This is a genomic window from Alkalibacterium psychrotolerans (assembly GCF_054784355.1).
On the sequence record NZ_BAAGPH010000027.1, the window covers coordinates 15,993 to 36,464 of the forward strand.

Genomic DNA, 20,472 nt, shown 5'->3' on the forward strand with positions numbered 1-20,472 from the left:
ATTTTTTAGTGCCGTATTTATTTATTAACTATTTTTTTGGAACACCGTAAACTCTTTTCGGTTTAAATACACTGATGCTCAATGCCGGCAGTATCACTTCAATAGCATGCTCCTGGTTGTGCAGGTTCTCCGGCGTCGTTTTTATGACCCCTTGGCTTTCGGCCCAGGTGCCTCCAAGCGACTGCCATTCTGTGTTCCATACTTCTTCATACTGTCCTTTGAATGGAACACCCACTTTAACTCCTTGTCTTTCGACTGGAACAAAGTTGCACAAAATAACCAGAAAATCTCTGGGATTCTTTCCGTGTCTCATAAAGTATAGAACGCTCTCTTCAGCATTGTCTGCACTCAATATGGTCAGACCTTCCGGTGAATGGTCCTGTTCCCACAGTGCGCGGTGCTCTTTATAGAATTCATTTAATTTTTTAGTGAAAGTCAGATGATTCTGATTCATCTGATCATTCAAATTAGCCCAGTCCAAGCCTTCGTCATAGCGCCACTCCAAGAACTGACCAAATTCTGCACCCATAAACTGTAGTTTTTTCCCGGGGTGCATCATACGATAAGACTCAATGGTTCGCAGTCCAGCAAACTGGTTGTAGCGGTCACCAAACATTTTATGCATCATTGACTTTTTCCCGTGGACAACTTCATCATGAGAAAAAGGTAATACAAAGTTTTCGTTAAAAGTATACATAAAGGAGAACGTAATAAGGTTAAAGTGATCTTTGCGGTACAAAGGGTCCATTTCAAAGAATTTAAGGGTGTCATTCATCCACCCCATGTTCCATTTGTAATTGAAGCCCAGACCCCCTTCGTGTACGGGATGAGTCACTTTTTCCCAAGCGGTGCTTTCTTCGGCCATCATTAAAACTTCCGGATAGCGTTCAAATATTTTTTTGTTGAGCAGCTGCAGAAATTCAACTCCCTCCAAATTAACATTTGTTCCTTCACTATTAGGTGTCCAGTCGCCTAAATCATAATCTAAATAAAGCATGTTGCTGACAGCATCTACCCTAAGCCCGTCAAGGTGAAACTGTTCAATCCAGAATAAAGCATTAGAAATTAGGTAGCTTCTTACCTGGTTTTTCCCTATGTCAAAATTCAGCGTACCCCATCTGTTATTGTTTGCCCGATTAGGGTCTTGGTACTCAAATTGTGGCGTACCGTCAAAATAGGCGAGTCCATAATCATTTCTATTGAAGTGGCCCGGCACCCAGTCGACTAACACACCAATATTGGCCTGATGAGCTGCTTCGACAAAATCTTGAAAGTCTTCCATCGTACCAAATTTTGAAGATAAGCCAAAAAATCCAGTTGTCTGGTATCCCCAGCTCATATCGAGGGGATGCTCCATTAGAGGCATAAACTCGATGTGTGTGTACCCCAGTTCTTTCACGTATGGAATTAGTTCGTCCTGAAGCTCTTTAATTGTGTACCATGTCCCGTCTTCGTGCTGCTTCCACGAGCTCAGGTGCATTTCGTAGATATTTAAAGGACGACTATAAATTTCGAGTCGTCTACGGTTAGCCATCCATAACCCGTCTTTCCAATGCTTCTTCGGTAAATCTTTCACAACTGAAGCATCTTTAGGTCTAACTTCAAATTCATAGGCATAAGGATCTATCTTATATGCCACTTCTCCATTAGCTTGAATGACTTTGTATTTGTATGTGTGTCCATCTTTTGCGTTAGACATACCAATAGTATAAATGCCGGAACCCTCTATTTCCTGCATTTCATCCTGTTCTGTCCAATTATTAAACTCCCCAACTAAGTAAACAGCTTGAGCATTCGGTGTCCATACATTGAATCGGAACCCTTCTTCAGCTTTAATACAACCCATTGTGTAATAGCTATCATATTGTGTGCCTTCGTTAAATAAGTAACAGGCTTCTAAAAGTTCTTCATTCACTTCCTGACTCCCTTTCCATTCACTCATCCTTATCCCCCATTTTAATCGAACTATAAACGTATTCTAATATATCAGTGCACGATATTATATATAGTGATTCTATTAATATTGTACCCTAGTCAGGCTAGTTTACCAAACTTTAGCTTTTGTGTAAATCTGAACTATTAGAATTTTTTAATATTATTCTACTACTTGCGACCGATGACATGAGAAGCTTAAAATGGTATGATTAAGTTACTAACAGGTGACCAATTCTGTCAGGAAGGAGGCACAATGATGGAAGGTTTATTGCTTGGTTTAGGATTCATCGGAGTTGCTTTGGCTATTTTGACTCCATTCGTTAAAAGCGGCACAGGTCTGACATTAATCAGTTTGGCTTTTTACTTTAGATTTGCTGGTCTTGAAACATGGTTACCCGTTATATTGTTCACTGCAGGACTACTTCTAATAGTATTCGAGATTTTTATTCCCGAATTCGGAGTAGCTGGTGTTATCGGCATGATTCTGCTCATCTCAGGACTGTATCTCACAATTGGGGACATAGGACAAACCGTTAGAGATCTTAGCTTATCGGTGGTTATTACGTCAGGGGTTGTTTTTTACCTCGTTAAAAATGGCTACTCTCTGGCTAACGTCAACAAATTGATTTTACAGACTAACTTACCTGGGACTTCTTCAGCTGAGCAGGAGAAAAAAGAAAAACCCGTTATTACTGAAGGGTTGGAAGGCACAACGCTCACCCCTTTACGTCCTTCCGGTAAGGTAGTCTTTGGAGATGACCCAACTGTCTATGATGTCTTAAGTATAGATGGACACATATCCAGAGACTCAGAAGTAATTGTAGACAAAGTGAAAGGCACCAAAATAACTGTAAGAAAAAATAGATAGGAGAATGACCATGGATTTTTTAAGTAATGGATTCGCAGGCATTATAGTTACCGCTGTTATCATACTGATCTTTTTAAGTTTGTTCCTTCGTTTTGTACCCGTAGGACTTTGGATAACAGCTTACTTTTCAGGTGTTAAAGTAGGTATTGGAACTTTAGTAGGAATGAGGCTGAGACAAGTAAGTCCGCATGCTATCATCCGCCCGCTGATCAAAGCGACTAAAGCAGGATTGACCCTGAATACTAATCAGCTCGAAGCACACTTTTTAGCAGGTGGTAATGTCAATACGGTCATTGATGCGCTGATAGCTTCTCACAGAGCAGATATTGAACTGGAATTTGAAAAAGCAGCCGCGATTGATTTAGCAGGTAGAAATGTATTTGAAGCTGTTCAAGTTTCGGTTAATCCGAAAGTGATAGTCACACCAGATATTGCCGCTGTTGCTAAAGATGGTATTGAAATCATTGCCAAAGCCAAAGTAACGGTTCGTGCTAATATTGAACGACTAGTCGGTGGTGCCGGTGAAGATACTATTATCGCCCGTGTAGGTGAAGGTGTTGTTACAACAGTCGGTTCTGCAGACAAACACTCTGATGTCCTGGAAAATCCGGACATGATTTCCAAAACTGTACTGGGTAAAGGTCTTGACTCAGGAACCGCTTTTGAGATTCTATCTATTGATATTGCGGATGTAGATGTCGGTCGGAACATCGGAGCTAAACTTCAGACAGAACAGGCCGAAGCAGACAAGAATATCGCACAGGCTAAAGCAGAAGAACGCCGCTCTATGGCGATTGCACAGGAACAAGAGATGCGTGCAGAAACTCAAAAAATGCGTGCCCGTGTGGTTGAAGCAGAAGCTGAGGTTCCACTTGCTATGGCAGAAGCCTTGAGAAGCGGAAACATTGGTGTAATGGATCATTACAAAATGAAAAACATCAATGCAGACACAGATATGAGAGCCGCGATTTCTGACCAGTCAAGCGAAGAAGAGTGATATAAATGAATTTTTACTTCTCTTTTATCATCCAGCTGTTTATATTTTTCCTCATAGTTACGAGTGTAGCCGGGGTCTTTACAAAAAATCAGAACAAAAGCCGTCACCCTCATGACGGTCAAGCTGGAGACTCTGTTGAAAAGTACCCCTCTCAAGATATAGAGGATAAAGAATTCAAGCGAAACGCTAAGAAACAGGAAAAAACCGCCAATCGTCCGACGAGAACTCAAAGAGAAAAACGAGAACGGTATGAACGGTATCAGCGAAATAAAAGCAGTGAACCGATTATAAAAGACGTTGTCAACTTATCCACTTCCGTAAATAAAAAGAAAAAAAGAACGGGAGCAGTCAGCTTTAATAAAAAGAAATTAAAAGAAGCTGTAATCTACAAAGAAATATTGGATAAACCAGTATCAATGAGAGATTCTGATTAAAATAGAAAAACCGACAGGATGAGTTAGGCGAAATAGCCAACTCTTCTCTGTCGGTTTTTTGTAATTTTAATAATAACATAATCAGTTTTCTTCAACAAAAAACTGTCGTTTTATTTCTATAAAGGCTTCTATTTCGTGAAGAAGCTGAAAGAGAAAGGCTCTATTTTCAAATTCATCTCGCGATTTAGGAAGTTCGGACTTCCTAAACTCACGGTAAAGAATACTGATTTTTTCGAGTAAAGCCAGGCCAGTATTTTTTTCATTCAGCTGTTCAGCTGTCTCTTTAAACAAATCAGCTAGAATAAGCGCTTGACTGGTTTCAAGCGTAATATTTTGAAGCGAGTATAGCATCCGCTTTAAAATGTTAATTTGTATCTGACGCATTTCCAGGTAGCGGACAAGATAATCCTCTTTGTTGAACAACTGATTGTCGTACTCATTCAGTGCTTTCTTCTTGGAATCCAGCAGCTGTTCTTCAAGTTCTAAAAGCAATTCTTTCAACTCTTCAGACGGATTCGCTCCAGTCAGCTTAAATGAAATAACCTTTAAAACGTAGCTTAATTTATTATCAATTTCAGCTCTGCTTTCTTCCAATTGACTTAGATAAGAAGGCATCCACAAATTAATGAGCAGTGCACCGGCAGCGCCTAAAAACATTAATCCCAAACCATTGAGCTGCCAGGCCAAAGCTATACTGCCTGCACCCATAAAATGCGTGACCAATACCGAAGCCGGAGCGATGCCAATTTGCAGATCGAACGTGTAGGCAAGTGGTACATAAATAGCCAGATAAATTCCAAAAGCCCAGACTGTAAATCCCATAAAGTAAAAAATTATACTGGCAATCAGAAAGGCTAGGACGGTTGAGGCCGTACGCTTAAAAGCAATAATAAAGGAAGCCCGCTTTGTATCAAGCAAGCTCAGGATTGCTATTATTCCAGCAGCTAAAGTATGCTCTAATTGAAAAAACTGTGCTGCAAAGGTAGACAGCAGCGTGGCCAGAACCATTTTAATCGTACGTTCTCCTATAGACATAGCTGTCATGTCCCTTCTTAATTTCTTTAGTCAATACGTCACTAGAGTGTGCCTGATTTAATGATGGAAATCAGCAGCCACAATCCCATAACAATAGCGCCAATAAATATAGCTATAGCAAAAAATGACACACCGGCCCCTTCAGACATGACAAATATAATAGAAGACGACATGACTAAAGCTGATACGATCAAAGCAAATACAAGACGGTTAATCATTTTATTTACTTCCCGCCACTTATCTTCAAAGTGAACGAGGTCAATGTGCACCATCATCCTGCCATTAATAACTGTATCCAGGGCTTTTTTTAGAGACGAAGGTAATTTAACAGTATCTGATGCTAGCTGATAGGCTCCTAGCTTAAGCTTATCTTTAGATATGCCCTCAACTAAACTGATGTCATCACTTGCTTTAATGTACGTCGTTGCGATTTTCATAATATTGATATCCGGGTGCAGTTCGCTGACTACTCCCTCAATGATAGTCAATGATTTAGCCAGGAGAATGAAATCATTCGGCATAACCATCTTGTATTTATGCGTCACATGTAGAACATCGGCAAAAAAAGTACTCAGATCAATCTGACCGAAACTTTTTGATATATATGACTGATAGAAGTCATTTAAATCTTCACTGAAAGCAAAGCGGTCAACCTTATCTTTTGTAATCGCCATTTGAAGAAGCAAATTCATTAACTGATCAATATCCTCAAATACAATCGCACGCATTAATTTAACCAGGTCTTCCTTGACTCCGTCAGACAGCTCTCCCACAATCCCAAAATCAATAAAGACTATTTTTTTATCTTTGATAATGAGATTGCCGGGATGTGGATCACCATGGAAGAAGCCATCTTTAAATACCTGAGACAGGAAAGAATACACTAATTTCTCAGCAATATCATGTTTGTCGTAGCCTTCTTCTCTAATCTGCTGACGGTTCAAGCCTCTGATGCCTTCAACATACTCTTCCACTAAGACACGCTTCGATGTGTAGTTTAATAGTGGTTTAGGAGCCGCAACAGCATCCAAATCCTGATTAAGCTGCCTGAATTTAACGAGAGCCTGACCTTCGTTTCTAAAATCAAGTTCTCTTTTAGTCGTTTCCTCTATTTCCTTGAAGGCCGCCTTCGCATCCACAAGCATTTCTTTGACTGTTTCTGGTGCCATAGAAACTATTCGAGAAAAGAGCTGTATGTCTCTGAGCAGGTTTTCTTCAATTTCAGGACGTTGTACTTTGACCACAACATCCTCACCTGTTTTCAGTCGAGCTCTATGTACTTGAGCAACGGATGCACTTGCCAGAGGCTGCTTATCAACCCACTCAAATACATCATCTAAGTCTTCCTTAAAATCCTCTTTAAAAATACGGGCAAAATCTGCAAAAGGAAAAGGAGGCGCATCATCTCTCAGTTTTGACATTTCTCTAATATAACTCGGCGGCAGCAAATCCTGTCTTGTTGAGATAATCTGACCAATCTTAATAAAACTCGGTCCAAGTTCTTCAAATGCCAGACGAAGATTCGTAGCATCCTGCTCTTTGTGCTTGGTTCTGACTCGGGTCCGGTAGATATGTCCAAAACCGTATGATGCTAGGACACTGGCGATTTCGGTTAACCGTTCACGATTACTTTTCATTGTTGGCCTCCTTTCTTTAGTTGAAAAAGGTGCTGACCAGGAAAATGATCAACACCATTTTTTTATGCTTCTGTTGATTTGTCCGTCATCTTACGTTCCAATTCTTCGACTTTAGCTTCCAAATCCTCTATATCTTTTCTCTGAGCCACATTCATTTCGAGCAAGATGGCTTCGAGTGTTTCTTTTTCTTCAAGAGACACTTCCTTGTTTTTTCTCTGGATTAATTCTTCGGTAAGTTTCTTTCCTTCGGCTACGGTTAATTTCCCTCGACTGACTAATTTATCTACCTGCTCGACCGCTTTATCAAAAGCAATTGCTGTCGAACCTACGCCAACTAGTAAAGCTTTCTTGATATCTTCAATCATGTAAAGAACCCCTTCCGTATTAATCTTACATAGATAGTATACCATTCACATAAACAATTGTCAGACAAAAACGTTGTCTGACTGCCTAACTTTACTTTAAGGCAACGGATTCCCGGCTGCCCGATAAATAGCATACCAGTCTTCTCTTCCCAATGTTACCTCAGAAGCTGATGCATAATTGGCTACACGGTCCGGATTCATCGTCCCTAGGATAATCTGCATTTGAGCCGGATGTCTGAGCAGCCACGCTATCGCCAATGCATCTGGGTTTGTGCCGTATTTTTCAGACAATTCTTGGAGCTTTTTATTTAATTCAGGATACTGCTCGTTATTCAAGAAAACCCCATCTGGACCTTGAACTGGAGACCATGGCTGAACAGTAATATCATTCAGTCGGCAATAATCCAGAATCGCTCTGTCGTGATCAATTGAATGACTGTCTTTGGTATTGACTTGGACTCCCGCATCTATCATACCCGTGTGCATGATACTCAGTTGCAGCTGATTGGCAACAATAGGCTGATTCAAGTGTTTTTTCAGTAATTCGATTTGATACGGACTGTGGTTGCTGACACCGAAATGTCTAACTTTGCCTGAGCGGTGCAATTCGTCAAAGGCTTCAGCTACTTCTGCGGGTTCCACCAAAGCATCTGGACGATGCAGCAGCAGGATATCCAGGTAATCGGTATCCAGTCTGTTCAGTATACCATCCACTGATTCCAGCAGATGTTCCTTTGAGAAGTCATAAAAGCCCGAGCGTATACCCGCTTTAGATTGAAGGATGATGTCTTCTCTTTTGATATCAGTCTGTTTAAGTGCTTTAGCAAACTTGATTTCAGACTCGCCTTTACCGTAAATATCTGCATGATCGAAAAAATTAATGCCCGCTTCATAAGCACTATTCACTACTTTTACTGCTTCTTCGGTGGACAGCTTATCCATGCGCATGCAGCCTAGAGCAACCTCAGATACGTACAAATCTGAATGACCCAACTTTATTTTTTTCATTAAATGTCCCTCCATATTTCATTCTGTCTTTATCTTACTCCACAATCCGACAGTTCGCGACTTTTTAACATCTAATAATAAAAATCATTTAAATATTTAGTATTTGACAAGAATGTGACAGAATTGTTTCGTTTTTAAAAAAACATTAAATGTGACGAAAAAGTGTCAACTGCTATTGCTTTATTTTACTTTTACTCTTAGAATAGGAATTGTAACAAAACGTTCACATTTTATACCTTAATTTTTTAACTACATAAAATGCTGGAGCGAATTAGAAAAGGAGTAGTGACTAAATGATTACTTTATATGTATCCCCAAGTTGTACATCTTGTCGAAAAGCTAAAGCATGGTTGGAAGAGCAGGGTCTGGAATATGCCGAAAAAAATATATTCCATGAACCTTTAACTAAAGAAGAAATTAAGCAGATACTGAGTCTGACAGAGGAAGGAACAAGTGAACTTATTTCTTATCGCTCCCAGGCTTATCAGGGCTTAACTCGAGATATTGAAGATCTCTCGTTGAATGAGTTATTAGACTTATTTGAACAAGAGCCTAGCCTGATTAGACGCCCTATAATTATGGATGACAGACGACTGCAAATTGGCTATAACGAAGAAGAAATCAGATGTTTTCTTCCACGAAAAGTCAGAGCCATGGAACTTGCAGAAATACATCGTAAACTGGCTGTTGAAGAAACCGCATAAAAAAAGAGTAGAGGATAATAGCCTCTACTCTTTTTCTTCGCTCTGATAATAGCTGTCGTTATATCCCTTTTCAATTTCTTCTTTAGGCTCAGATTCTGTATTATTCTCTGGTGATTTTGTAGTGTTACCCTCATCGTTTTTCTTCTCTTCTTTTTCTTTCTTTTCTTTTTTCTCTTCGGCTTCTTCTTTTTTAGATTCACTTCTTAAATCTACTTCCTTGGTCGGCTTATCCGACTCACCTTCACTTCTCTTCACTGCCTCTTCAGTATTCTCACCTAGTACTTTTTCCTGATATTCTTCTTCACTGTACAAGAAAACATTATGAAGGATTTTCAGAATGGGACGCATTAGTAGAAAAAAACTGGCAAATATAAACATATAACTGCCTGCCGTCTCAAAATCTGTAAAGGTCTGTGTCAGACTCCCGGTCAGATAAAATACACCCGTAAAGATATCATTGATTAATGATATTAATGTGTAGTAATTCTGAAAGTATATTCTGAAATGTCCGGTCTTTACAATGACGTCCTCTTCTTTTTCGGGACCAACATCGTGCTCTTTTTTTTCAATATCAGGTTTCACATTGAGTAATTTATCGTTAACTCCAGGCATTTTGCCACTACCCCTCCATAGCGTAAACCTTTTTTATACTTATACTCTATCATATCTTAATACAGAATGAGAGGGATTTGATTTCAGAAAAAAAGACTGCAGCTGCAGCCTTTTCTTTTTTTATTGTTTGACCCCTCCGGCAGTCACACCACCGATAATATAGCGGGACAAGAATGTATAAACTAGAATTAACGGAACGATGGAAAGTGTAATTCCCATATACATCGCACCAAATTCTGTTCGATAACCGTCTGTTGTCAGTAATTGAACAAGCATCGGCAACGTATACATTGACCGCTCATTAATCAGGATAAGTGGCAGCAGGAAGTTATTCCAGGACATAATGAATCCGAAGATTGCCATTGTAGCTATAGCCGGTCTCATTAGAGGTAAAATAATCGTATGGAATATCTTAATCTCACTTGCGCCATCAATACGAGCCGAGTCAACCAACGCCGGATGATAAATAGTCTCGAGATACTGCTTCATGAAGAAAACAGTCGGTGCACTCGCTATAGCTGGAAGAATAAGTGGAATATAGTTATTCAGCAAGCCTAAATTAGCCATAAAACGGTAAAAACCGATAATACTGACCTGAGTCGGTATCATAATCAGCATGAGAATAATTCCCCATAAGAACTTCTTTCCTTTAAACTGATAGACAATTAACGCATAGGCTGTTAACGATGAAAAGTATAAACTTAGACCGGTTGACGTGGCCGCGATGAAGAAAGAGTTCCCGTATCCTTGGAAGATATTAAACCCTCTGCTTCTCAAGTGCGTCCAGTTGTTCCAGGCATTATCACTGGGAATTAGAGACAGTCCCTGCTGGATTTCAGGAGCGGATCGTGTCGCATTGACTATAACAATCCAGAATGGCAGTATACTTAACAGTGTCAGAATAGTGAAGAATACATATAGCAGGATACGCTGCATTTTTATCTGTTTGGCATTACCTGTCTGATACATACCTATCTTCCTCCTTTGCTTGATTTATTCGCACGGGTTCGGAAACTGTTGAATACAATCAGACTGAATACAGTCGTCATCAAGAGAAGTACAACAGAAGCTGTTGATGCAACGTTCAAGTTTCGTCCGCCTTGGAAAGCTTGTTTATAAATAAATGTAATCATCGTCTCTACAGACTGTTGAGGTCCGCCACCTGTCAGAAGGTAAGGGATATCGAACATCTGAAGTCCACCGATTAATGAAGTAATTAAAACATAGAGAGTAATTGGCTTCATCAAGGGCATCGTAATTTTAGTGAAGGACTGCCAGTCGGTTGCTCCATCTACTCGAGCCGCATCAAAGAGGTTTTCATCAATTCCTAAAATGCCCGCCTGAAGCACGATGGTTGTTTGTCCATACCACATCCAGAACTGGATGAAAGAAACAATCCCTCGAGTCATCCAGACGCTTCTAAAGAAATCAATCGGGGTATCAATCAGATTCCATTGAAGCATAATGAGATTCAGTGGACCACGTGGGAAACTGAATAAAGAGCTGAAGATAACCGCAACAGATGCTGCAGTGATAATGTTAGGCAAGTAAAACATGCTTTTGAAAAAGCCGATCCCTTTTAAATTTAAACGTCTGCTCGTAAACCAGTAGGCCAGCAAGAAAGCAAGGATAATCTGAGGGACAAAGTTAACTACCCATAAGATAAAGGTGTTTGATACTGCCCTTCTGAAAAGCATGTTATTATAGATGTTTTGAAAATTTTGAAACCCTACAAAATTTGCTTCAGTTGCCCAACCAGCTAAATCTGTAAAAGATAAATAGATGGTATAAAACATCGGGTAAAAATTGAAGGCCAAAAAGAATAGGAAAAAGGGCGCCATAAAGACGTAACCCCATTTATCATGATTCTTTCGTTTGGCCAGTTTTCTCTGTTTTCCGGATGCCGTAGTCACAGTAGTCGTTGCCATAAATAACTCCTTTCCATTCAATGTAGCGGAGAAAGTGCAGTGAGCACTTATATAAGTGGTCAGCTGCACTTTCCATGTGCTACACAAAATCTAATTAGTCTACTTGAATATCTGGGTAAAGACTTTGAACTTCCATTCTGAATGCATCTAAGGCTTCTTCCATTTCCATCTCACCTTTAGAATATGGTGTTAAAGCAAGATCATCAAATGCTCCCTGAATACCTTGGTCGTATTGAGTAATAATTTCACCATCAATTTGCTCAATTCCATCAGCAAAGGCATCATAGTGGTTCTGACCGCCGAGGAATTCCATTTCAAAGTCACCACGTACTTCTTCAACTACGCCTTGGTGAGAAACAACGTCTCCTGTATCTTCAGCCCAATCTCTCATGAAGTTTTCGCTGGTAGTCAAGTATTCAATTAAGTGCGCTGCTTCGTCCTGCATGTCAGACGTTGAAGGAATACCTATCCACGTACCTCCACGGAAGTAAGCGGTCGGTCCTGTTACCATGCGCCAGTTTCCTGCTGTCTGATCACCATTAGGTACCAGCCAGAAGTGCAGACCCCATGTCGGTAAGCTGTAACCTAAAATTTCATCCCCATTCATGCCAGCAAAGTACTCTTCGCCTTGAGGCTCAGCATCCATCATGAGACCTTCATCTACCATCGTACGTGCTGTTTCCATTAATTCATAAATTTGATCATCAATGATTAATTGGCCGTCTACAACCCAACCTTGGTCACGAGACCCATAGTAAGCGTGACTTAAATCGCCGCGACCTGAAACCATGTAGACTGAACCGTCTGATGCATCTCTTAGTTCTCGTGCAGTATCAAGGAAGCCATCCCAATCTCCAATCGCATCCTGCATGTCATCTTCAGATTCAATTCCTAGGTACTCACTTGCCAAATCTTGTCTATAAAAGAATGCACCAGGAGTCGTCTGCCATGAGTTTGCTACAAAAGTTCCGTCTTCATGGGTACCGATATCTCTAACATAATCAAATGTATTTTCGGCACCTTCCATTAAGCTATCGTACTGACTTAGATCGACTAGCATACCGGATTCAACGTATTTTTTAACAAATGCCTGTTCTGCAAAAATAACATCAGGGGCACTGTCTGTAGTAAATACCGGATCTAATTGTGTTTCGAATTCTTCAGTTGGCACGATAGAGATATTAATTTCATAATCTAGATCCGAAAATTCTTCTAGATAATAATCATTAATCATCGTCTGTGCTTCATCTGTGAATGTCCATACGTCCAAGACACCTTCGCCACCTGTAGTAGGTGCTTCAAACTCCTCACCGTCTTCAGTCTCTAATACTTCACCCTCATCATTACCGCCGTCAGCTGTTTCTCCGTTATCTCCAGTATCAGCAGTATCGCCATTTCCACAAGCCATTAATGCAAGTGCTGTCAAAGTAGTTAAACTCATTAAGATTCGTTTCTTCATCATTTGAAACCCTCCATTTTATATAGTCTAAAATTAAGATCAGTAACAATGTTTTATTGAATCGCCTACAAACGTCTTTATACATAAGCTGTAATCGGTGTAGCTTTACTTTACTTGACATGATTAGATACTTATAATTGCTCTATCTTATCGATAAAAGTGCACAATCCCCCTTTGCGACTATTTGTACGGATTCACCTCCATAAATCTATTGTTTACAAACTAATAAAACGCTTACACTAAGTGTAAAAAAATTATTAGTTTGTTTAATCTACAAACTAATATTGCTTACAAGCTTATAGTAATCTTTTTAACATGAAATTGCAACACTTTTTTTGTCTTATCCCACTATTTCAAAGCGCTCTCACACTAATATATTACTATACAAAGCAAGAAAAAATGGTCATAGTTTGTAAATATAACCTAGAATATAACTTAAAGGGCGAAACCTTTGTGTTGCAGGCCTCACCCCTGATTATCAGTTTTTCAATTTCAGTTTGTATAATATAACTGATATAACTAACACCAATACGGATCCAATCGATATTACCGCTACAGAAATATTATTTTCGATAACATTGGCAGATGATGCGCCATCTACGCTACCACCCTGGTCAGCCAACAGAATAAGCTCTCCAAAAACGGAGGGGTTCTGGTAGCCTTGACCCGATAAATCATTCCAGGCAGCGACGCTTTCTCTGCTCCCGGACTGCGCATCGTTAATTTGCAGATCAAAACCCACTGAATCTCCTGCAGATGGCGATAGCGTTACCCAAGGAATTGCCAATTCAACACTGTACCATTCATTTGTCTCGAAAACCCGAGTGGAGTCCATTTCATTTTCAGTCCAGTCACCGACGCTTTCAACCCCTTCCGTATTTACACGAAAATGGCTGGTGCCCGTTAAATAACTCTCCGCCTGATCGTTCGACTCCTCTAGAAACACTTCGACAGAATCCTGCTCCCACGGCTCTTCTGCTGATACATCTATAGAAGAAGTAGTAACGTCAATCAGGACATATAAATTATCTTCATCCCAAAGTACCCGGCCGACTCCCTGTGCACCTTGCCATGCCAATTGGTACCGGTCAATGGATAATACTTCAGCCTGCTCCCAAATATCATCCAGCCCACCTGTCCTATCCGGAGTTCCATATAATGCCTGTCCCTCTCGCCTGTCCATTTCCGCTTGATTGGAATGCCGCGCGAGGTATTCTTCAGGATTGGCAACCGCAAAGTAGGCTTCTTTGGCTCTTAAATCACCGTCAAACAGCAGCGGATTCCTTTCAGACCGCCAGCTTGTCGAATCACTTAATCCCCAAAAAGTCACTCGAGAAATAACATCCGAATGTTCTTTGTATAAAGAAAACAATTCAGCATATAGAAGCGCCTGAGCAATCTCTTCCTCTTCACTCAACTCTCCAGTACTGGCTGTAGTAATATCCAGTTCTGTAACGCCTATTTCAATACCCAGTTCACGGAATCGTTCTATCGACATCCGCACATTATTAACACTTGTCCCACTGTTATAATGCCCCTGCATACCTACACCATCTATCAGTAGTTCACCCGGGTTATCCTGCGCGTAGTTTTCGTTAATTTCTTTGATCATATAGTAAATAGCTGTTGCTTTATTCTGGTTATCATCATTGTAATCATTATAGTATAACTTGACATCTGTCCAGCCGTTTTCATCTAATACTTCCCGCGCTCTCGTATAAGCCAACTCCAGATAATCATCTCCGATTGCATTGTACCAATCCGAACGCCTTAACGTGAACCGCCAATTTTCCGGATCTCCCGGATTGTCATTTATCGCTTCATTGACAACCTCCCAGGCTATCACAGAGTCGCCGTACTGCACTATTGTTTCTTCTATATGTGTATACATATTTTGCAGCGCTTCTTCTCTGGACAATAGCTCGCCCGCTTCACTGTGCAGCCACTCCGGCGACTGCTGGTGCCAGACCAGCACGTGCCCATGCAGAGCCAACCCTTCTTCTTTGATTCTTTCAACCAGCCTCATCTGGCTTGAGAAATCAAATTCCCTCATAGTATTGTAAGTATATTCTGGTTTCATCGCATTTTCTGCCGTGACCAGGTTATGATGATGCGTAAGTAAATCCAGTCTTTGGCCATCCATTTCGTTCATCGAAACAGCATTTCCGATTAAAAAGTGGTCTTCATAGATATCTTTTAACGGTTCCAGTTCAGTTTCAACTGCAACGTCTTCCTCTCCACCTTCTACACTTAATTCAAACTGATCAATCAGAAAGTCCACAGTCGGATGCGAGTCACTTTCCACGTAGACACTGACGTACCCGTCCCCAAGTGAATCATAACGGTAAGAACCAGTCAGTTGAACCCACTCATCAGAAGATACTGTTTGTGTATCAATTGTCTGATAACTAGCTCCGCCCCCATCACCGATTTGTGTTGACAGCTTTAAATCGGTTCTTGAAGAGTCAATTAACTTGACCCAAACAGAAACAGCGTATTCCCTCCCTGCTTCCAGGTGTTCATCCACCCTAACCGAGGGACCATTCCAATTTTCTGTTCGGCCGGTAACTCTGAGCGAATAGTCACCTGAATGGGCCTCTTCAGTAGTACGCTCCACTACTTCATCGTCCCCTCTCGGTTCAAATCCGTGACTGTTTTCTTCAAAATTTTCAAAAACCAGACTGTCGTTTGCCGATACAATTTCCATAGGCACATTCAATACAAATAAAAGCATCACAAAAACACTTATTTTCTTCACACGTTTATACATCGAATCAACTCTCCTCATCTATAGGTGTGACCGCTTACACAGTATTGTTTAATCATACCGAACTTGCGAAAACAGTCAAGAGTTAATTTGTTTTTTAAACTAACATATTTCGTTAAATTTAAGCAAACAAAAAAAGTGCAGACAGAATGTCCGCACTTTTTTTCGCGACTTGTATTGCTACAAGCGAGAATTCATGTTCACAGCAATCCTTCTCCAATACCGACTTCCTGTCGTGATGCAAAAGCATCTGTATTGCGCAGAGTCTCCATATCAATGGAGTCCTCGACTCATCGCATAAGGAATATATTACTATATAATCAGTCGATTGTCAATGATGAGATTTGTCAACTATATTCTCTATCCAGAACTGAGCGATTAATCCATGTCCTGCCACAGTCGGATGCACGCCATCATCACCAGTATAATAACTGAAGCCATTTCTAATGCCTTCAGCGTTCAATAGTCCATCTAAAGGAATGAGATCGGTCTGGTAATCGCGTGCCATCTTACGTACAATCTGGATTCTCGAATCCAAATCTGCTCGCCACTCTACCCGGTCTTTTGGAAAAGGCAGTACAAATGGTTCCATTAAAACAACGCGTGCATCTGTTCTTTGATGGAGTGACTTCAAAAGGAAGCGGTAATTTGATTCAAACTCTGCCAGCTCAGCCTCTGTGACTTCTTTTCCGTCATTCTGATTAGTCCATGTATCATTAATCCCAATCATTAAGGTTACAATGTCCGGGTTGATGATAAGACAATCTTCTTCCCATCTGTTTTTGACGTCAATTAGACGGTCTCCGCCCACGCCCCTATTTAACACAGTCAGTCTTTTTTCCGGAAAATGCGTCTGCAGATAGGCGGCTATGAGTAGAGGAAACCCCTGACCTAAATTTTTCCCATCCAACCGGTCTCTTCCAGTATCAGTAATGCTGTCGCCTATAAATAATAACGTATCATTGTTATCGATTTTCACACGGTTACCTCCTAAAAGGTGTTAGCTGTTTTGTCTTTTCTGCTTAAAATTGTACACTGCTCCAATCAGATTGGCATCACTTTTAAATTCACAAATTGCCACTTCGGGTTTAAATGGAAAGAAAAACATTTTGCTTTTCAGCTTATCCATTTCTAAATCTATTCTTTCTAATAGCCCCTCATGGTTTGAAACCCCGCCACCTATAATGATTTTCTCCGGATCAAAAGCAACTGCCAGATTAAAGAGGCCTCTTGTTAAGTATTCGTAGAAGTTAGCTTCCTCTTCCTGTGCAATGACGTCACCTTTTTCAGCCAGCTCAAAGACTTTTTTTCCATCTATTTCATTCTCTGACAGACCTTTTCTTTCAGCATACTTCCTAGCCATCGCAACTGCAGTCCCTACCTGACTGAACACTTCTTTATCATTCATCAGCATAAATCCAAATTCACCACCATGCAGATGGGGTCCGTGATGAACCTGCTTGTTTACAATCACGGCACCGCCAACACCAGAGCCCAGTACTACAAAGAGAACAGTATCATTATCTCTGGCCGCTCCTCGCCACACTTCTGCCAGACCGGCACAGTTGGCATCATTTTCAATCGATACCGGTAAACCAAGAGCTTCTTCCAGTTCATCATAGATAGGAAAGTAGTTCAGATAATTTACAGCACTAAATCCTTCTATCTGTCTGTCTTTCTGATTAACAGCTCCGGGAGCTGAGAAAGCAGCACCTTCAAGTGCATACTTTTCTTCAAACTGATTCTTCACTTCTGTCAACTTGCTTTTCATTTCCGTCCAGTTTTTAGGCGTTTTAAAACTGCTCTTATCTTTGAGTTGTTCTTTTTCGTCCCAATAGCCATACTTGACACTCGTTCCACCAATATCAAACGCTAGTATTCCCATATATTTCTCCTTTGGACTGACTAATTCACCAAGCAGCCACTGATCCATCTGTCCGCGGTTCAGTTCCGCCAATTAGCACGTCTTTTTCATTTTTTATAATAATCTGGCCTCTGCCGAACTGCCCTTTATTTAATTCCACAGCAATCTCATGGCCCATACTCTTCAAAGCCTGCATGGTTGACACGGGCAGTTCCGGTTCAACCATGACCTTATTACCATTTAACCACTGCCACCTTGGCGCATCCAGTGCATCTTGAGGGTTAAGGTTAAAGTCAATCAACGACTGAACCACCTGCACATGACCCTGAGGCTGCATCTGTCCCCCCATCACACCAAATGGACCGACGGCTTTCTGATTTTTAGTAATAAAACCCGGAATGATTGTATTGAACGGCCGTTTTCCCGGCCCTAAACAATTGACGTGACCTTCCTCGCGTGTAAAACCTAATGCCCGGTTATTTAAGCTGATGCCAAACTCCGGGACTACTGCACCAGATCCAAAGCCCATATAGTTGCTTTGGATATAGGATACCATGTTGCCTTCTGAGTCAGCCGTTGCCAGATATACCGTTCCAGAATCATCTTTTATACCCGGTACCGCTTCAGTCGCACTATCCTTAATCAGGCGTGAGCGAGCCTCGGCATATGTTTCTGACAACAGACGCTCTTTAGAAACTGTCATGTGGCGACTATCGGCAATTGATAAATTCCCATCGGAGAAAGCCAGCTTGATCGCTTCTATCTGCTTATGCAGTGTAAGCGGATTGTCGATTCCATCAAGCTCCATAAATTTAAGGCTGTTTAAGGCCATAAGGGCAACGATACCCTGGCCATTTGGGGGCATTTCCCAAATGTCATAGCCTTTGTAATTAATTGAAATGGGGTTGACCCATTCCGGTTCGAAGGTTTTTAAATCTTCGTACCTTAATTCTCCTTTATGTTTCACAGAAAAAGCATCAATCGCTCGCGCTATTTCTCCACAATAGAACGCTTCCCCTTTCGTTTGGGCTATCAGACGCAAACCTTTAGCATGACCCTTCAATTTCAAGACATCCATTGCTTTCATCGGTTTCCCCTCAGGGGCAAAAACGTCAAACCAGGACTGGAGTTCAGGATGTTGTTTGATGTCTTTTGAATAGCGTTTAAACGCTCTGCTGAACGACTGGGCAACCACACTGGTCACTACGAAACCCTCTTCAGCCAGCTTTGCTGCCGGTTCAAGCACTTCCTCAAGCGGTAGTTTCCCGTGTTTCCTGCTCAGTTCCGCCCAACCGGCGGGTACCCCCGGTACAGTAACTGTTTGAATACCAAAGGTTGGAAACTCCTCTTCCCCTTTGTTGTATTTATCCGGCTTTAATTTTTGCGGTGACGGCCCGCTGGCATTCAATCCAGACAATTTATTGTCTTTCCAGATAATACTGAAGCTGTCTCCCCCTATACCATTTGAACCAGGTTCCACCACTGTCAGAGCAGCAGCTGTCCCAATCGCCGCATCAATGGCATTGCCGCCTTTTTTCAGCAGCTCCAGCCCCACCTGTGCTGCCGCCGGATGTGATGTCGCTACCATTCCGTTTTTCCCATATACGCATTCGCGTCTGGATGAATAGCGAAAGGCTTCCGGTCTAAATTTTAGTTCCCCCATAATTCTTTATCCCCTTTGTATGTACCCCCGACAAAACTTTCGGGGTATAGTTAAATTATCATCAGTCAGTTAATTGAATAATCTCAATCTTATAGCCATCAGGATCCTTAATGAAGAAATAAGAAGCCGCTCCATCAGACAACCCTTTTAAGTCAGTGACGTCATGACCTGCTTGGCTATACTCCTCATGTGTGTTTTCCAAATTTTCCACACCGATAGCAATGTGGCCATAACCATTACCCAATTCATACGGTTCTTCCTGATCATAATTATAAGTTAATTCCAGTTCAACCTCATCTCCCGGTAAAGCCAGATAAACTAATGTAAATTTGTAGTCCGGGTAATCCAGTCGACGCACCTCTTCAAGACCTAAAATATCTTTATAAAAGGTAAGAGATTTATCCAAATCTTTTACACGTACACACGTGTGCAGCATTCTTTTTCGCACCACTATTCCTCCTCAGTAATTATGCTTTCATTTTGCCTTACTTTCATTGTGGCGTCAAGCTTTCCTCTTCTTATAAAATAACACATATTATTAAATCAAGCGTTTACATTAATTAAAAATAAACTAAAATAGTTATTGACTATTTATTATGTATGCGTTATCATTTGTATAGAAACATAGTTAGTAGCAGTACTACTAGTTTTCTTTTTCATAAATCATCTCCTTTCTATGCAAAAGAACCCCTGCGGAAACAGGGGTTCTTTTTTGCGCTCATTTACTTTTCATAGAGTTCCAACGGCAAGCCGTCAGGGTCCTTGAAAAACGTATAGCTCTTTTGAGTATAAGGGTCTATCCGCACGGGTTCCACTTCCACTCCTTTTTGAGCCAGTTGCTTAACGGCTTCATCTACGCTTTCCACTGCAAAACAGAGGTGTCGGAGCCCAGCTGCTTCCGGATTGTTTTGCCGATCAGGTACATCCGGAAAAGAGAACAACTCGATTTGGTTGTCTCCGACTTTTAAATCAAGTTTATACGATTGCCTTTCCTCCCTGTATGCCTCATGTATTATTTCAAATCCCAAAATTTTTGTATAGAAATGTTTCGATGTCTCATAATCACTGGCAATAACAGCTACATGGTGTATAAAATTTGTCAGCACTTCAATCACTTCCTTAGTATTAAACTATTGATCTGTTTTTGCTTTTACATCGTTTTGAAGGTATAGTAATAAGATACTAAATGAGTCTCC

19 protein-coding genes are annotated in these 20,472 nt (G+C 40.9%); 4 read left to right on the forward strand and 15 right to left on the reverse strand.

All coding sequences use genetic code 11. The annotated features are described in order from the left end of the window. Window positions 1–28: 28 nt before the first annotated feature. Window positions 29–1,942, reverse strand: a complete 1,914-nt coding sequence (glgB, locus tag ACYVLS_RS04310) for a 1,4-alpha-glucan branching protein GlgB (RefSeq protein WP_460321620.1) — start codon at window positions 1,940–1,942, stop codon at window positions 29–31. A gap of 246 nt (window positions 1,943–2,188) precedes the next feature. On the opposite strand from glgB, the gene ACYVLS_RS04315 reads away from it, so the two are divergent. From ACYVLS_RS04315 to ACYVLS_RS04325, 3 genes are read left to right on the forward strand one after another with little or no spacing between them, the layout of a single operon-like run. Further along, window positions 2,189–2,803, forward strand: coding sequence for an NfeD family protein (locus ACYVLS_RS04315; RefSeq protein ID WP_460321621.1), 615 nt, complete (start codon window positions 2,189–2,191; stop codon window positions 2,801–2,803). Between the two features lie 10 nt (window positions 2,804–2,813). Beyond that, window positions 2,814–3,800, forward strand: coding sequence for a flotillin-like protein FloA (floA, locus tag ACYVLS_RS04320; protein WP_460321622.1), 987 nt, complete (start codon window positions 2,814–2,816; stop codon window positions 3,798–3,800). A 5-nt stretch (window positions 3,801–3,805) separates the two neighbouring features. Then, window positions 3,806–4,234: a hypothetical protein gene (locus ACYVLS_RS04325; RefSeq protein WP_460321625.1), complete on the forward strand. Its 429-nt coding sequence runs from the start codon at window positions 3,806–3,808 to the stop codon at window positions 4,232–4,234. Between the two features lie 81 nt (window positions 4,235–4,315). On the opposite strand, the gene ACYVLS_RS04330 is transcribed toward ACYVLS_RS04325, so the two are convergent. From ACYVLS_RS04330 to ACYVLS_RS04345, 4 genes are all read right to left on the reverse strand, one after another. Next, window positions 4,316–5,269, reverse strand: coding sequence for an aromatic acid exporter family protein (locus ACYVLS_RS04330; RefSeq protein ID WP_460321626.1), 954 nt, complete (start codon window positions 5,267–5,269; stop codon window positions 4,316–4,318). A 41-nt stretch (window positions 5,270–5,310) separates the two neighbouring features. Continuing rightward, a complete protein-coding gene (locus ACYVLS_RS04335) occupies window positions 5,311–6,906 on the reverse strand; it encodes an ABC1 kinase family protein (RefSeq protein ID WP_460321629.1) in 1,596 nt (531 codons plus the stop codon). 62 nt (window positions 6,907–6,968) lie between these two features. Beyond that, a complete protein-coding gene (locus ACYVLS_RS04340) occupies window positions 6,969–7,271 on the reverse strand; it encodes a phasin family protein (protein WP_460321631.1) in 303 nt (100 codons plus the stop codon). 96 nt (window positions 7,272–7,367) lie between these two features. Beyond that, complete coding sequence (locus ACYVLS_RS04345) at window positions 7,368–8,279, reverse strand: aldo/keto reductase (protein ID WP_460321633.1); 912 nt, start codon at window positions 8,277–8,279, stop codon at window positions 7,368–7,370. Window positions 8,280–8,572: 293 nt separating this feature from the next. Here ACYVLS_RS04345 and spx point away from each other — a divergent pair, with 293 nt between their 5' ends. Then, on the forward strand, window positions 8,573–8,983 hold the full coding sequence (gene spx / locus ACYVLS_RS04350) for a transcriptional regulator Spx (RefSeq protein ID WP_460321636.1): 411 nt from the start codon (window positions 8,573–8,575) through the stop codon (window positions 8,981–8,983). 24 nt (window positions 8,984–9,007) lie between these two features. Here spx and ACYVLS_RS04355 read toward each other — a convergent pair whose 3' ends face one another. The 10 genes from ACYVLS_RS04355 to gloA2 all read right to left on the reverse strand — a co-directional run bounded on the left by ACYVLS_RS04355 (window position 9,008) and on the right by gloA2 (window position 20,382). Continuing rightward, entirely contained in the window at window positions 9,008–9,595 is a 588-nt protein-coding gene (locus ACYVLS_RS04355; RefSeq protein ID WP_460321639.1) for a YrhK family protein, read from the reverse strand. Window positions 9,596–9,715: 120 nt separating this feature from the next. Continuing rightward, window positions 9,716–10,564: a carbohydrate ABC transporter permease gene (locus tag ACYVLS_RS04360; protein WP_460321641.1), complete on the reverse strand. Its 849-nt coding sequence runs from the start codon at window positions 10,562–10,564 to the stop codon at window positions 9,716–9,718. 2 nt (window positions 10,565–10,566) lie between these two features. Then, on the reverse strand, window positions 10,567–11,523 hold the full coding sequence (locus ACYVLS_RS04365; protein ID WP_460321643.1) for a carbohydrate ABC transporter permease: 957 nt from the start codon (window positions 11,521–11,523) through the stop codon (window positions 10,567–10,569). 94 nt (window positions 11,524–11,617) lie between these two features. Continuing rightward, entirely contained in the window at window positions 11,618–12,985 is a 1,368-nt protein-coding gene (locus tag ACYVLS_RS04370; protein WP_460321646.1) for an ABC transporter substrate-binding protein, read from the reverse strand. 475 nt (window positions 12,986–13,460) lie between these two features. After that, complete coding sequence (locus ACYVLS_RS04375; protein WP_460321648.1) at window positions 13,461–15,752, reverse strand: endo-1,4-beta-xylanase; 2,292 nt, start codon at window positions 15,750–15,752, stop codon at window positions 13,461–13,463. A gap of 328 nt (window positions 15,753–16,080) precedes the next feature. Next, window positions 16,081–16,728, reverse strand: coding sequence for an SGNH/GDSL hydrolase family protein (locus tag ACYVLS_RS04380; protein WP_460321650.1), 648 nt, complete (start codon window positions 16,726–16,728; stop codon window positions 16,081–16,083). A gap of 21 nt (window positions 16,729–16,749) precedes the next feature. Next, the gene (locus ACYVLS_RS04385; protein WP_460321786.1) at window positions 16,750–17,634 is read right to left on the reverse strand and encodes an ROK family protein; all 885 of its coding nucleotides are present in this window, start codon (window positions 17,632–17,634) and stop codon (window positions 16,750–16,752) included. A 25-nt stretch (window positions 17,635–17,659) separates the two neighbouring features. Beyond that, window positions 17,660–19,276: a gamma-glutamyltransferase family protein gene (locus ACYVLS_RS04390; protein WP_460321653.1), complete on the reverse strand. Its 1,617-nt coding sequence runs from the start codon at window positions 19,274–19,276 to the stop codon at window positions 17,660–17,662. A gap of 61 nt (window positions 19,277–19,337) precedes the next feature. After that, on the reverse strand, window positions 19,338–19,712 hold the full coding sequence (gloA, locus tag ACYVLS_RS04395; RefSeq protein ID WP_460321788.1) for a lactoylglutathione lyase: 375 nt from the start codon (window positions 19,710–19,712) through the stop codon (window positions 19,338–19,340). A 286-nt stretch (window positions 19,713–19,998) separates the two neighbouring features. Then, on the reverse strand, window positions 19,999–20,382 hold the full coding sequence (gene gloA2, locus ACYVLS_RS04400; RefSeq protein ID WP_460321656.1) for an SMU1112c/YaeR family gloxylase I-like metalloprotein: 384 nt from the start codon (window positions 20,380–20,382) through the stop codon (window positions 19,999–20,001). Window positions 20,383–20,472: the final 90 nt, after the last annotated feature.

What these genes read in the sequence shown, in the direction of transcription:
- ACYVLS_RS04315 (WP_460321621.1), top strand. Translation starts at nt 2,189, where the DNA reads ATGATGGAAGGTTTATTGCTTGGTTTAGGATTCATCGGAGTTGCTTTG.
- ACYVLS_RS04335 (WP_460321629.1), bottom strand. Translation starts at nt 6,906, where the DNA reads ATGAAAAGTAATCGTGAACGGTTAACCGAAATCGCCAGTGTCCTAGCA.
- ACYVLS_RS04330 (WP_460321626.1), bottom strand. Translation starts at nt 5,269, where the DNA reads ATGTCTATAGGAGAACGTACGATTAAAATGGTTCTGGCCACGCTGCTG.
- ACYVLS_RS04370 (WP_460321646.1), bottom strand. Translation starts at nt 12,985, where the DNA reads ATGATGAAGAAACGAATCTTAATGAGTTTAACTACTTTGACAGCACTT.
- gloA (WP_460321788.1), bottom strand. Translation starts at nt 19,712, where the DNA reads ATGCTGCACACGTGTGTACGTGTAAAAGATTTGGATAAATCTCTTACC.
- glgB (WP_460321620.1), bottom strand. Translation starts at nt 1,942, where the DNA reads ATGAGTGAATGGAAAGGGAGTCAGGAAGTGAATGAAGAACTTTTAGAA.
- ACYVLS_RS04355 (WP_460321639.1), bottom strand. Translation starts at nt 9,595, where the DNA reads ATGCCTGGAGTTAACGATAAATTACTCAATGTGAAACCTGATATTGAA.
- ACYVLS_RS04365 (WP_460321643.1), bottom strand. Translation starts at nt 11,523, where the DNA reads ATGGCAACGACTACTGTGACTACGGCATCCGGAAAACAGAGAAAACTG.
- spx (WP_460321636.1), top strand. Translation starts at nt 8,573, where the DNA reads ATGATTACTTTATATGTATCCCCAAGTTGTACATCTTGTCGAAAAGCT.
- floA (WP_460321622.1), top strand. Translation starts at nt 2,814, where the DNA reads ATGGATTTTTTAAGTAATGGATTCGCAGGCATTATAGTTACCGCTGTT.
- ACYVLS_RS04390 (WP_460321653.1), bottom strand. Translation starts at nt 19,276, where the DNA reads ATGGGGGAACTAAAATTTAGACCGGAAGCCTTTCGCTATTCATCCAGA.
- ACYVLS_RS04325 (WP_460321625.1), top strand. Translation starts at nt 3,806, where the DNA reads ATGAATTTTTACTTCTCTTTTATCATCCAGCTGTTTATATTTTTCCTC.
- ACYVLS_RS04345 (WP_460321633.1), bottom strand. Translation starts at nt 8,279, where the DNA reads ATGAAAAAAATAAAGTTGGGTCATTCAGATTTGTACGTATCTGAGGTT.
- ACYVLS_RS04340 (WP_460321631.1), bottom strand. Translation starts at nt 7,271, where the DNA reads ATGATTGAAGATATCAAGAAAGCTTTACTAGTTGGCGTAGGTTCGACA.
- ACYVLS_RS04375 (WP_460321648.1), bottom strand. Translation starts at nt 15,752, where the DNA reads ATGTATAAACGTGTGAAGAAAATAAGTGTTTTTGTGATGCTTTTATTT.
- ACYVLS_RS04385 (WP_460321786.1), bottom strand. Translation starts at nt 17,634, where the DNA reads ATGGGAATACTAGCGTTTGATATTGGTGGAACGAGTGTCAAGTATGGC.
- ACYVLS_RS04360 (WP_460321641.1), bottom strand. Translation starts at nt 10,564, where the DNA reads ATGTATCAGACAGGTAATGCCAAACAGATAAAAATGCAGCGTATCCTG.